The sequence below is a fragment of the Acetobacter cerevisiae genome (genome assembly GCF_001580535.1).
GTDB lineage: Bacteria > Pseudomonadota > Alphaproteobacteria > Acetobacterales > Acetobacteraceae > Acetobacter > Acetobacter cerevisiae.
Map to the genome: position 1 here is coordinate 1 of NZ_LHZA01000101.1, position 12,544 is coordinate 12,544.

Here is a 12,544-nt window from a genome sequence, read left to right on the forward strand (position 1 = left end):
TCACGACACAAAATGCAACTGTAGTGGTAAGCACCAGTACTGATGCAGTGTGCGGACGCCATTTCGTCCCGTGCGGTGATTATTGACACCGAGGCCGTGGCCGCCCCGCGTGAGCATCAGAAGCGTGTTCTGCGGAATGAGGGGGATCCTGAACAATCCGTTGAAGAGATGCTCACGCATGAATTCCGTCACCTGTTCATGGCTGAGAAAATTGTTGCCGTGAACAAAAAGGATGCAGAAATCCTCAAGGAGAACGGCTTCCCGAACGTCGGTGTTCTGGGGCATATGCAAAAGGCGCTTCCGCATTCTCCGGGATGGGATGCGCGACGTGATATCCTATTCCTTGGCGCGATGCATGACATTGATTCTCCCAATGTCGACTCTCTGGCCTGGTTTAGTAGTCAGGTTCTGCCGCTTCTGGATGGACGGCTGCCTGATGATGTAAAATTCACGGTTTGTGGTTACATCAATCCAAAGGTTGATCTTAAGCCGCTGACGAAAAATCCCCGTGTCAATCTTCTGGGGCGCGTGCCTGATGTTGGTCCTGTTTATGACAGGCACCGGATTTTTGTGGCGCCGACGCGCTTTGCGGCGGGTATTCCGTATAAAATTCATGAAGCCGCAGCACATGGTCTTCCCATTGTAGCGTCGTCCATTCTGTGTGAGCAGGTTGGCTGGACGCCGGGTGAGGATATGCTGAGTGTGAGCACAACAGACCCGCAGGCGTTTGCGGATGCCATTGTGCGGCTTTATGAAGATAAGGTGCTCTGGGAAAGCATTCGTGAGCATGAACTTGCCCGCATGCGGGATGATCATTCGCACCAGAAATATCTGGAACAGCTCAAGGCTCTTCTCAGTTTTTGATAAAATCCTGTTTGTGTTGCGAGACTAAAAACAGGCGAGGGTTTGTGGGGTGTCTTGGTATGGCATCCCACACACCCGCATCTGCTCTGGTTAGAGTTTTCTCCTCAGATTTCTCAGAAGAAAAAAATCGTTATTATTTGCTAAAGTTCAGCGCTTCTGAGGTGCAGGTATAATTTTCTGCGTCAGCTCAAACAGGCGAGCACAGGCTTTGGGGCCGAGTGTTCTGACCTCATCATAAGAAAGCCAGCGGGCCTCGAGGGCGTCGTCTGCGGCGTGGGGTTCAGTAGGATGTGGGGTGTTTTCCTCACACAAAACCGCAACAATCACATAATGAAAGGCCAGCGTTCCATCTGGTGTGTGATGGAGGCTGTCAAAAACATCAACGGTTTGAAGTGCTTGTGCAGTCAGGCCGGTTTCTTCCCGTAATTCACGCTCGGCTGCCTGAAATAATGTTTCTCCAGCCTCAACGCGCCCCCCGGGGAAACCCCACAGGCCAGCATCCGGCGCATTGGCCCGGCGTACCAGCAAAACATTCTGGCCGTGCCGGACAAGAGCCAGAACGCCGACACGTGGCATGAAGGACGGAGTTGCAGTAGTCATAACCAGAAAATGCAGAAACTTTCCCGCAATGGTCAAGTGTTGCGCGGATTTTACGCGGCAGAACGGGTGCATCCCTGTAGGAACATGCCCGCTTTTCGCAGGTTGAATGCAACACATGGGACGCAGGGCGTTTAAGCTACGTGAACTCTGCCCGGCTGGTTCTGTAGCGGGACTGGCGGGGCAGGAGAGTTATCTTTGACGTTTCAGGAGTCTGATCATGACGGCAGAAACCCTTACCATTCCGGGGCTGGCCAAGCCCGCATCCCGCATTGCTCTGGGGACATGGGCAATTGGGGGCTCCATGTGGGGGGGGCCGGATGATGTGAATGCCGCCAAAACCATTGAGAAGGCGCTGGATCTGGGCATCAACGTCATTGATACAGCGCCTGTCTATGGTCTGGGGCATTCGGAAGAGGTGATTGGCCGCGCGCTGGAAGGCAAGCGGGATAAGGTCATTCTGGCGACCAAGGTGGCGCTGAACTGGCAGGATGGCAACGTGTTCCGCGATAGCCGCCCGGCCCGGATTGCGCAGGAAATTGAAGACTCTCTGCGTCGCCTGCGCACGGATCATATCGACCTGTATCAGGTGCACTGGCCGGACCCTAAAACCCCGATGGAAGAAACCGCCCGTGCGCTGGAAAAACTGGTGAAGGACGGCAAGGTGCGGGCGCTGGGCGTGAGCAACTTCTCGCCTGCGCAGATGGATGAGTTCCGTAAATTCGCCCCCCTCGCCACCATTCAACCGCCGTACAATCTGTTTGAGCGCGAGATTGAACAGGACGTTCTGCCTTACGCCATCAAGAACAATCTGGTTGTGCTGGCTTATGGGCCGCTGTGCCGCGGGTTGCTGTCTGGCCGTATGACGGCGGACCGCAAGTTTGAAGGCGATGATCTGCGCAAGAGCGATCCAAAATTTCAGCAGCCGCGCTTTGGCCAGTATCTGAAGGCCGTTGAAGAGCTGAAGGCCATTGCAGAAAAGCATGGCAAGAGCATGTTGGCTCTCGCCATTCGCTGGGTGCTGGACCGTGGGCCGACCATTGCGCTGTGGGGGGCTAGAAAGCCGGAACAGATCAGCGGTGTGGATGAGGCCTTCGGCTGGAAGCTGGATGAGGCCGACATGAAGGCCATTGATGCCATTCTGGCCCGCGATATTACGGACCCTGTCGGCCCGGAATTCATGGCGCCACCCGCCAGAAGCTGACGCACACTACAAGACCTGTGGTGACCGCAGGGCAGGCGGTCAGGGGGAAGCGTTGACGAAACGCTACGTTTTTTCGCAAGCTTAACCCCCATGAAAAAGCCGCCCGCCCACGCTGACCGGCCTTCCCAACAGGCCACAGTCTGCCAGTTTCCGCTCCAGCAGGTGCTGAACCGGACGCAGGCTGCGGAATATCTGGGTGTGCCAGCGCGCCGGCTGCAGGCGCTGGCGCTGCTGGGCGGTGGACCGGAGCGGGTCCGCCAGTCCGGTGGTGTGGCCCAGTTCCGTAAAGATGATCTTGATCAGTATAGTGCTGAGATGTTCAGCCGGGCTGGCTTGTCCTCTGATGCCTTAAACCGTTATCGCGGCATGCGCGCCGCCAGTGGCTATGCCGGGCGGGATGCCTTCATGGATATGGCCAGCCGGGATGAACTCTCGCAGGCCTGCGCCTACGTAGGGGGCAGGGTGATTATCCTGCTGGGGATGGTGGTGATTGTGCTGTCCCATACGCCCCTGTCTCGTTTTCTGTTTCATATGCAGTAAGGCGTATCTTCTCTCATCTCGTTTGCCTTTGGGAATGAGGCTTGCAGGCCGCCGGGCTGCGCACCATGTTGGAAACCATGGCCACACGTACCGCTCCCGATTCCGCGTCTCGTTCTTCCTCTGCTCCGGCGGCTAAGCGCGGTAAGAAGCGCGGTACGCTGAGTGAGCGGGCTGCCAGCCTGCCGCCTGTTACGTTTGAGCCGGACCGTCAGGCTGCCCGCCCCAAGCTACGGCGGATGGAAGTTGTTTCGGAATATGAACCGGCGGGTGACCAGCCACAGGCGATTGCTGATCTTCTTAAAGGGATTGAAGAGAACGAGCGGGATCAGGTCCTGCTGGGTGTGACGGGGTCCGGCAAAACCTTCACCATGGCCAAGGTGATTGAAGCCACCCAGAAGCCCACCCTCATTCTGGCTCCCAACAAGACCTTGGCGGCGCAGCTTTACGGGGAAATGAAGCAGTTTTTCCCGAACAATGCCGTCGAATATTTTGTCAGTTATTATGACTATTATCAGCCGGAAGCCTACGTGCCCCGGTCTGATACCTATATTGAAAAAGACAGCCAGATTAACGAACAGATTGACCGGATGCGCCATGCGGCAACGCAGGCGCTGCTGGAACGGAACGATGTGATTATCGTGGCGTCCGTGTCCTGCATTTACGGTATTGGCTCGGTCGAAACCTATTCCCGCATGGTCGTCAAACTGGAGCTGGGCGGGGAGATTGACCGGGATCGTCTGGTGCGCGGGCTGGTCGAGCTGCAATATCGCCGGAATGATGCCGCCTTTACCCGTGGCACCTTCCGTGTGCGGGGTGAGACGGTGGATATTTTCCCCGTGCAGAATGAAGACCGCGCCTGGCGTGTCTCTCTGTTTGGGGATGAGATTGACGGGATTATTGAATTTGACCCACTGACTGGTGAAAAGACGGCTGATCTTCAGGAAATTACCATTTACGCCAACAGCCATTATGTGACGCCCCGCCCGACGCTGAAGCAGGCTGTTGTTGGCATCAAGCAGGAACTCCGCCAGCAGCTCGACAAGTTCACCCAGGAAGGCAAGCTGCTGGAAGCCGAGCGGCTGGACCAGCGCACCACGTTTGATCTGGAAATGATTGAAACGACCGGCGTGTGTAAAGGGATTGAGAACTACTCCCGCTATCTGTCAGGCCGCAAACCGGGCGATCCGCCACCGACCCTGTTTGAATATCTGCCGGAAGATGCACTGCTGATTGTGGATGAAAGCCATGTGACCGTGCCGCAGATTGGCGGTATGGAGCGCGGGGATAATGCGCGAAAGTCTATTCTGGCCGAGTTCGGCTTTCGCTTGCCATCCTGTCTTGATAACCGCCCGTTGAACTTTGCCGAGTGGGACAAGTTCCGCCCGCAGAGTGTTTTTGTCAGCGCCACTCCCGGTCCGTGGGAAATGGAACGCACAGGCGGCGTGTTTGCCGAGCAGGTGATTCGCCCCACTGGTCTGATTGACCCTGTGACAGATATTCGCCCGGTGGAACATCAGGTGGATGACCTGCTGGCCGAATGCCGCACGACCGTTGCCAAAGGTGGCCGTGTGCTGGTGACGACGCTGACCAAGCGCATGGCGGAAGATCTGACCGATTATCTGCATGAGGCCGGCATTAAGGTGCGCTACCTCCACTCCGATGTGGATACGCTGGAGCGGATCGAAATTATCCGCGACCTGCGGATTGGCGCGTTTGATGTGCTGATTGGCATCAACCTGCTGCGAGAAGGGCTGGATATTCCCGAATGTTCGCTGGTGGCCATTCTGGATGCGGATAAGGAAGGTTTCCTGCGCTCCCGTACGTCACTCATTCAGACCATTGGCCGCGCCGCCCGTAACGTGGAAGGGCGGGTGTTGCTTTACGCTGACAAGATGACGGATTCCCTGCAATACGCTGTGGAAGAAACCGCCCGCCGGCGCGAAAAACAGATGGCGTGGAACGAAGCGCATGGCATTACACCGCAGAGCGTGCGCAAGAATATCGGCGCAATTGTCTCGTCCGTGTTTGAGCAGGATTACGTCACCGTGGCCCCGGATGAGGACACGGGTGTTGCGGAATTTGTCGGGCAGGATCTGGATACGGCGATTGCCGGTCTGGAAAAACGGATGCGTGAAGCTGCGGCGGATCTGGAGTTTGAAACAGCAGGCCGTCTGCGGGATGAAATCAAGCGGCTGGAAGCGCTGCAACTGGGGCTGGAGGCACCGCCTGCACCGGCGTCCACGGCGGGGCAGAAATCTTCTCCGCGCCGCAAACCGAAAAAAGAGCAGGTTCCGCGTCCGCTGGGCCCGGGCGGTGGTGGGTACGAGCCCAAACCCAAACGGGGGCGCAGCCGCAGCAAGGCGTGAGGCTATTTGGCCTCTGCCGGGTGCGGGGCGTCCTGTGCCGTATGGGGCAGGGAGGGAAGTGGCGTATCTTCAGTAGAGGACGGCAGTTCCGCGTCTGAAAGCCAGCTTTTCACCAGCGTGTAGGTGACGGATAAAATCATCGGGCCGACAAAAATGCCGACCAGACCAAACGCAGCCAGCCCGCCAATCACGCCCACCATAATCAGTACCAGCGGCACATTGGCCTGTTTGCGGATGAGGAAGGGGCGCAGCAGGTTATCAATCACAATGGCAAGGATGGTGAACACCAGCAGAACCACAGCCGAACCAAGGCCGTGGAAGAAAAACATCCAGATTACTGCGGGAATAAGGGTAACACCCGGACCCGCCTGAAGCAGGCAGGCAATAAAGGTGATGGCTGTCAGAATACTGGCCCAGGGCACCCCTGTGAGAAACATGCCAAGGCCGCCGACAGCACTTTCAGCCAAGGCTGTGACGGTCACGCCAATAGCGACGCCCCGGATGGTGCGGCCTGCCAGCAGCACCATTTCCCGCCCGCGTTCCCCGGCCAGAGCAGAACCAAAATTCATCACCAGATTGGCCGCAGCTTCTCCGCGTGTGTGGAGGGCTGCCAGAATAATCAGCGTGAGCAGGAACTGGAGCGCCAGCATGCCGAAGCTGCCCGCATAATCCAGCACCCACCCAATGATCTTGCCGGTATCAGGCAGAATGCGGTTGGCCAGTTGTGGCAGACGGACATTTTCAATCTGCTGCCACCAGACGGTTGTTTTGGGGCCGATAAAGGGCAGGTGCTGTAGCCATTCCGGTTCAGACGGAATGCGGAAGGCCAGAGCGGAATCCGCAAGAGTTTTCAGTTCGGCTGTGTGGGTCAGCACTGTGGTGGTCGCCAGCCAGAAGGGCAGGACATAGACCATTATGGCAACAAGGCTGGTCACGGTCACCGCCAGTCCGCGGCTGCCCCACAGAAGTTTCTGGATATGCAGGAGCAGGGGCCAGGTGGTGACCCCAATGGTTACGGCCCAGATCGTGGCAGGAAGAAAGGGACGGACCACCCAGAGCGAGCAGAGGATCATCCCGACAGCCGTCATGGCCGCCAGAACGACGCGTGTCTGGCGCGCTGGTGTATCACTGGGGGTGGGAGTGTTTATCGTCATTTCGTCCGTTTCATCCCTGTCTGGGTGTTGTAGAGGTAACGGAGGTCTGCGGGCATGCCAATCATGGATATGACGGAGGCGTCATTTTTTTTCTACAAGAGCGTCAGACACTGCCAGAGGGCAGAAAAGAGCGCACCGTTTTTTATGGAAAACAGGGTGCGGGCAATTGAGGACGTAGATGTCAGATCAGATCAACGACAAACCCGCCACCTCTGAGGGGCATAAAGCACGACGCGGCGCAGGCTTCTGGGCACTGTGGGGCGGCGTGGGGGCTGTAGCCCTGATTGCGGCTTCCGGCGGTGCAGGCTGGATTTTTCTCAACAAGGTTGATCTCGGGGGCTTTGTGGCGCGGCGCGCAACGGCGGCTTTGGGGCGGACCGTGCAGGTCGGCAGTCTGCATGTCACACCGGGCCGCTGGCTGAAGGTTGAGATTGCCAATGCGCGTCTGGCCAATATTCCCGGAGGCACCGGGCCGGATATGGTGCGGGTGGGGCGTCTGGCGGCGGAGGTCAAAGCTTCATCCCTGCTGCACGGTCCGATGCTGGTGCGGCATGTAGCGATTTCTGATGTGTATGTGATGGTGGAGCGCACGCCGCAGCGCCTGCCCAACTGGCGTTTTGGCAAGCAGGCTGAGGCCGGTGCAAAGCCTGCCGCCAGCCACCCGCCAGCCGGGCCGGATGACCGGAGCAGTTACCCGACGGCGTTGGATGTGGCCGTTCAGAATGGGGAGGTCATTTACCGCACCGCCCATGGCTCGGAATTCCGCACGACGCTGAAAACCGTCACGCTCCAGACGGATGGGGCGGACAAGCCCGTCCATCTGGCGGTTGATGGCGCGTATAATGATACGCCGGTGACCATGACAGCCACCATGCAGCCCTTCTCCATCCTGCGGCAGACCAAAACGCCCTACGGGATTGATATGGAGGCGAAGTCCGGGGACATGACCATCACGTTCAAAGGGACGGCAACAGACCCGATCAACGCAGATGGCATCAAGGGCGTTGTCACCTTCAACAGCCCGACCTCCCGCCCGATGATGCAGATTGCCGGCCTGCCTGCCCAGCAGGATATCGCCATGCAGATGTCCGGCCAGTTTGAGCATGAGGGCGATCTGTGGAGCGTCACGCAGGGCAAGGGGATGGTCAAGGATAACCCCATGACCATTACGCTCATGCGGCTTGTGGAAGGGGACCACGGCAAACCGGACCATGTGACGGCAGATATTGCTTTCAGCCAGCTAAACCTGAATGAATTTCTGAGCCACCAGAAATCAGTCAATCCGTCCGAAACCGATATTCCGCTGACGGTTGATTCTGCGCCGGACCCGCTGATTGATGCGCATCTGTCGGTCAAACAGCTGTCTTATAACGTGTTGCACTTCTCAAACATGACACTGGCGGCCTCGGTCAAACCCGGTACGGTGGCGGTGGATATGCTGGCGCTTGATTATCTGGGGGCCAGTCTGAAGGCATCCGGTAAGATTGAAGGTGCGGACAAAGGCGCGGCGCATGTGGGGGCTGCCGTGAACGTTTCCGGTGCGGATATTGAAAAACTGCGTCAGGCACTGGGTTTTGGTCCCGTTCCCATTGCAGGCCGGGTGGACATGCAGATGCGGGCCGATGCCACCCAGAAGACGCTGAACGCCGCCGTGCACGCAGCCGATGTGGCGGCTGCTGTGTCCATGATCAACGGCAGTCTGGACCGAAAGGTGATTGGGCTTGTCTCTGCTGATTTGCGGATGCTGTTCAACAAACCAAAGGGTATGACGCCGGTGTCCTGCATGCTGGGGGTGGTCAGTTCTCGCGGCGGGGTCGGGCAGGCGCTGCCTCTGCGTATCCGCACAGGGGATGGGACTGTGGCGGCCAATGCCCGCTTTGACCTGAACAGAAAATGGTTTGATCTGACATTTGGCAGTCAGGCTTCCACCACGGGGCGTTTTGCGCTGGATATTCCGGTACGGGTCAGCGGTAGTTTCAGCAGCCCGATGGTGCGTCCGGCCAGCTGGTCTGCCGAGGGGCGGGCCATGATGGCCCAGACAGACCGCCTGAATGTGCTGCCCGCCGGGGTGAAGGAATTTGCCCTGAAGAACGCCTGTTACCGGGTTGTGGGGAAGTAAGTGGCTGCGGCAGGGCTTGTTCCTGCCGCACTTCCCTTCTACCGTCCGTCTGGCAAAAGTGTTCATATCTGGACGGAACGCATGACCATGTCAGACACCTCGATACAGCCGGATTACGCGGCTCTGGCCACAGCTCCTGTCTGTGCCGACCCGTTCCCGCATGTGGTTGTCCCGCATTTTATTCGCAAGGATGATCTGCCCCGGCTGTTCGCCAGCCTGCCGGACATCCAGTCGGGTGGCTCCTTTCCACCATCGGCCCTCACACTCTCCCCGCTGATGCTGTCTGTGGTGCAGGCTATGGAAGGGCCGGAATTGCGGCGGATCATTGCTGAAAAATTCCACCTCGATCTGGATCATGCGCCGACCATGCTGACCATTCGTGGCCGCACACGGGAGAAGGATGGCCGGATCCATACGGATTCCCTCGCCAAGCGTGTGACTGTTCTGCTGTATCTCAACCCGGCGGAACAGGAGAGCTGGCACAAGCAGGAAGGCTGCGTGCGCTTGCTGCGTGGCCCGCATGATATTGAGGATTATGCGAAGGAAGTGCCGCCGGTAGAAGGCACATTACTGATTTTCCCCAACGGTCCCACCACATGGCATGGCCACCGTCAGTTTGTGGGCCAGCGTTACACCATTCAGCTGAATTACATGACGGAAGATGCCCGCGCACGGTCTGAACTGCGGCGGCACCAGCTTTCCGCCATGGTGAAAAAAATCTCACTCCCCGGCCTTGCGGGCTGAGACGCCTTATTTTTGTAAGCTCAGTGTTCAAAACAAAGGATTTAAGAATGGCTTTTCCCTTTTCCACAACGTTCCGCAAAAAGCAGTCTGGCAGACGCGCAATGTTGCTGACACTGGGGGCGTCTCCTCTTGTTCTGGGTGCCGCCATTCTGGCCGGTACCGCACTGTCCTCCCTGACGTTGACGCCCACCGCCTGTGCGCAGCAGATGCCGTCCGCTCTGGTGCCAGCAGCACTCAGCAGTGCGCAGGTCGTCCGCGCGACATTGCCTAATGGCTTGCGTGTGGTGATTGTGCCCAACCGTCTGGCTCCGGTGGTCACAACGGAAATCAATTATCTGGTGGGTTCGGCAGAAGCGCCGGAGGGCTTTCCCGGCACGGCGCATGCGCTGGAACATATGATGTTCCGTGGCAGTGCGGGGCTGGATAAAGACCAGCTGGCCGCTGTGGGTACCCGTCTGGGTGGCAGCTATAATGCGGACACGACTGAGGACGTCACGCAATATTTCTATACCGCACAGGCGCAGGATCTGCCGGTTCTTCTGAAAATTGAAGCCCTGCGCATGAAGGGGCTGACGTTATCAGAAGCAGACTGGAGCAAGGAGCGCGGGGCGATTGAGCAGGAAGTCTCGCGCGATCTGTCCAGCCCGGCTTATCTCTACCTGCAACAGTTGCAGTCCATCCTGTTTTCCGGAACGCCCTATGCGCATGATGCGCTAGGGACCCGCCCGTCTTTCGATAAGACAGATGCAGCCCATCTGCGCGATTTTTACGAAAAATGGTATGCCCCCAACAATGCCGTTCTGGTGATTGCAGGGGATGTGAATCCGGTGACTGCGCTGGATCAGGTGCGGGAAACCTTTGGCGCTATTCCACGCAAAACGCTGCCGGAGCGCCCCAAGGTGACGCCGGTGCCGCCGCCAGCGAAGACGCTGACCTTCCCGACAGATTATCCGGTGGGGTTTGCAACGTTGGCTTACCCCATGCCGGGGCGCACGGCGGACAATTTTGCTGTGGCGGATATTCTGTCCGACGTGCTCGGCAGCCAACGCGGGGCACTGTATGATCTGGTGCCGCAGGGCAAGGCGCTGTTTGCCGGGTTTGAATATGCACCAAAAAAAGAGGCCGGCTTTGGCCTCGCTCTTGCTGCATTCCCCAAAGGGGGAGATTCTGCAAAAGCCCTGAATGATGTGCAGACCGTTCTGGAAAAAATCCGCAAAGAGGGCGTCCCCGCAGAACTGGTAGAAGCTGCCAAGAAGCGCGAGATCGCCCAGCTTCAGTTTTCCGCCAACTCCGTCAGCGGTCTGGCGGCACAGTGGTCCACGGCGCTGGCCTTCCATAATCTGGACGCGCCCGGTGATATTGTCGCCGCTTATCAAGCCGTCACGCCGGAAGCCGTCAACCGTCTGGCTGCAACCTTGCTGGACCCGGCTCATGCGGTAACGGCTGTTCTGACGCCGGAAGCCTCCGGCAAGCCTGTGGCTGGCAAAGGGTTTGGCGGAGCGGAATCCTTCGCGTCTACGCCGGATAAGCCGGTAAAGCTGCCGGACTGGGCAGAAAAGGCCTTGTCCCATCTGGAAGAACCGAAACCCACGCCACAGCCGGTTGTCAGCACTCTGCCGAATGGCCTGAAGCTGATTGTCTGGCCGTCTCATGTCAGCCACACCATTCAGCTGTCTGGTGAAATCCGTCAAAATGCTGCGTTGCAGGAACCAGCAGGTAAAGAAGGTGTAGGGGATTTGACGGAATCTCTGTTCTCCTACGGCACCACAATGCATGACCGTCTGGGGTTCCAGAAAGCTCTGGATGATATCCCGGCATGGGAAAGTGCAGGGAGTGGTTTTTCCCTTCAGGTTTTGACGCCTGATTTTGAAAAAGGGATTGCGCTGCTTGCAGAAAATGAACTGCATCCGGCCTTCCCGGAAAAAGCGTTTCAGATTGTGCGGATGCAGGCTGCACAGGGGCAGGCGGGCCTGCTGGTCTCTCCCGGCTTCCTGTTTGGCAAAGCTGTAAAAACAGCGCTGCTGCCGGAAAAAGATCCTGAACTGCGGAATGCGACACCACAATCCATCATGAGTGTCTCTCGGGATGATGTGGTCAAATATTATCAGGCAGCCTGGCGCCCTGACCTCACCACCATTGTTGTGACCGGGGATGTCACGCCTGGAAAAGCACGCTCGGTTGTGGAACAGGCTTTTGGCGGCTGGAAAGCAGAAGGCCCGAAGCCAGCGGTGGATCTGCCGACGGTGCCGCTCAGTAAAGCCTCCCGCGCCAATGTGCCGGATAAGAACAGCGTGCAGGATACGGTGGTGCTGGCGGAAACGCTGGGTCTGACGGCCTCACATCCTGACCATTTCCTGCTACAGCTTGGCAATGAAGTGCTGGGTGGTGGTCTGTTCTCTTCCCGCCTGTATCGGGACCTGCGGGTGAAGACGGGGTATGTCTATTCTGTTGGTAGCAGTTTTGATTGGGGGCGCACGCGCGGCGCTTATAACATTGATTATGGGTCTGACCCGGATAAGGTTGGTAAAGCCCGTGTCGCTGCCTTGCAGGATCTGAAATCTATGCAGACAGCGCCTCCGACGGAGGATGAACTGTCTCTGGCAAAAGCGTCACTGCTGCGTAGCCTGCCGCTGCGTCGCGCCAGCCTGAGCGGGATTGCCGCGCAGTATCTGGGGCTGGAAGAGTTGGGGCTGCCGCTGGATAATACCGACCGGGCCGCACAGGTGTATTACAAAGCGACGGGGGCTGATGTGCAGGCAGCATTCCGAAAATGGATCCGTCCGGATGATCTGGCCCAGATTGTCAAAGGGCCAGCGCCAACCTGGTAAGAGCGCGCATGGATAGCGTTTGCCTGATGTGTTCGTCGAAAGACGGGCCATCTGAGGATATGAGCGACAAGTAGCCTGAGTTGTGAGAATGTGACGACTAGGAACCTAGAGCGTTTTCCTCTCAATCT

Annotated in this window: 9 protein-coding genes; 7 read left to right on the forward strand and 2 right to left on the reverse strand. The window is 57.9% G+C overall.

The window, feature by feature from the left end; translation table 11 throughout:
* The first annotated feature begins 42 nt into the window (after positions 1-42).
* A complete protein-coding gene (locus AD928_RS02115; protein WP_062247876.1) occupies positions 43-864 on the forward strand; it encodes a glycosyltransferase family 4 protein in 822 nt (273 codons plus the stop codon).
* Between the two features lie 147 nt (positions 865-1,011).
* On the opposite strand, the gene AD928_RS02120 is transcribed toward AD928_RS02115, so the two are convergent.
* The gene (locus AD928_RS02120) at positions 1,012-1,464 is read right to left on the reverse strand and encodes an NUDIX hydrolase (protein ID WP_062247883.1); all 453 of its coding nucleotides are present in this window, start codon (positions 1,462-1,464) and stop codon (positions 1,012-1,014) included.
* A gap of 217 nt (positions 1,465-1,681) precedes the next feature.
* Here AD928_RS02120 and AD928_RS02125 point away from each other — a divergent pair, with 217 nt between their 5' ends.
* The 3 genes from AD928_RS02125 to uvrB all read left to right on the forward strand — a co-directional run bounded on the left by AD928_RS02125 (position 1,682) and on the right by uvrB (position 5,571).
* Positions 1,682-2,665 (forward strand): aldo/keto reductase, encoded by a 984-nt coding sequence (locus AD928_RS02125; RefSeq protein ID WP_061506188.1) that lies wholly within the window; start codon positions 1,682-1,684, stop codon positions 2,663-2,665.
* A gap of 90 nt (positions 2,666-2,755) precedes the next feature.
* Positions 2,756-3,205: a hypothetical protein gene (locus AD928_RS02130; RefSeq protein WP_061506187.1), complete on the forward strand. Its 450-nt coding sequence runs from the start codon at positions 2,756-2,758 to the stop codon at positions 3,203-3,205.
* A gap of 77 nt (positions 3,206-3,282) precedes the next feature.
* The gene (gene uvrB, locus AD928_RS02135; protein WP_062247885.1) at positions 3,283-5,571 is read left to right on the forward strand and encodes an excinuclease ABC subunit UvrB; all 2,289 of its coding nucleotides are present in this window, start codon (positions 3,283-3,285) and stop codon (positions 5,569-5,571) included.
* A 2-nt stretch (positions 5,572-5,573) separates the two neighbouring features.
* Here the strand turns inward: uvrB and AD928_RS02140 are convergent, their stop codons facing one another.
* Positions 5,574-6,725, reverse strand: a complete 1,152-nt coding sequence (locus tag AD928_RS02140; RefSeq protein WP_062247878.1) for an AI-2E family transporter — start codon at positions 6,723-6,725, stop codon at positions 5,574-5,576.
* A 178-nt stretch (positions 6,726-6,903) separates the two neighbouring features.
* On the opposite strand from AD928_RS02140, the gene AD928_RS02145 reads away from it, so the two are divergent.
* The 3 genes from AD928_RS02145 to AD928_RS02155 all read left to right on the forward strand — a co-directional run bounded on the left by AD928_RS02145 (position 6,904) and on the right by AD928_RS02155 (position 12,416).
* Positions 6,904-8,844, forward strand: coding sequence for an AsmA-like C-terminal region-containing protein (locus AD928_RS02145; protein ID WP_062247881.1), 1,941 nt, complete (start codon positions 6,904-6,906; stop codon positions 8,842-8,844).
* Between the two features lie 81 nt (positions 8,845-8,925).
* On the forward strand, positions 8,926-9,588 hold the full coding sequence (locus AD928_RS02150) for a 2OG-Fe(II) oxygenase (RefSeq protein WP_062247888.1): 663 nt from the start codon (positions 8,926-8,928) through the stop codon (positions 9,586-9,588).
* Positions 9,589-9,689: 101 nt separating this feature from the next.
* The gene (locus AD928_RS02155) at positions 9,690-12,416 is read left to right on the forward strand and encodes a M16 family metallopeptidase (protein WP_062247890.1); all 2,727 of its coding nucleotides are present in this window, start codon (positions 9,690-9,692) and stop codon (positions 12,414-12,416) included.
* Positions 12,417-12,544 lie beyond the last annotated feature (128 nt).

What these genes read in the sequence shown, in the direction of transcription:
- AD928_RS02140 (WP_062247878.1), bottom strand. Translation starts at nt 6,725, where the DNA reads ATGACGATAAACACTCCCACCCCCAGTGATACACCAGCGCGCCAGACA.
- AD928_RS02155 (WP_062247890.1), top strand. Translation starts at nt 9,690, where the DNA reads ATGTTGCTGACACTGGGGGCGTCTCCTCTTGTTCTGGGTGCCGCCATT.
- AD928_RS02145 (WP_062247881.1), top strand. Translation starts at nt 6,904, where the DNA reads ATGTCAGATCAGATCAACGACAAACCCGCCACCTCTGAGGGGCATAAA.
- AD928_RS02130 (WP_061506187.1), top strand. Translation starts at nt 2,756, where the DNA reads ATGAAAAAGCCGCCCGCCCACGCTGACCGGCCTTCCCAACAGGCCACA.
- uvrB (WP_062247885.1), top strand. Translation starts at nt 3,283, where the DNA reads ATGGCCACACGTACCGCTCCCGATTCCGCGTCTCGTTCTTCCTCTGCT.
- AD928_RS02125 (WP_061506188.1), top strand. Translation starts at nt 1,682, where the DNA reads ATGACGGCAGAAACCCTTACCATTCCGGGGCTGGCCAAGCCCGCATCC.
- AD928_RS02150 (WP_062247888.1), top strand. Translation starts at nt 8,926, where the DNA reads ATGACCATGTCAGACACCTCGATACAGCCGGATTACGCGGCTCTGGCC.
- AD928_RS02115 (WP_062247876.1), top strand. Translation starts at nt 43, where the DNA reads ATGCAGTGTGCGGACGCCATTTCGTCCCGTGCGGTGATTATTGACACC.
- AD928_RS02120 (WP_062247883.1), bottom strand. Translation starts at nt 1,464, where the DNA reads ATGACTACTGCAACTCCGTCCTTCATGCCACGTGTCGGCGTTCTGGCT.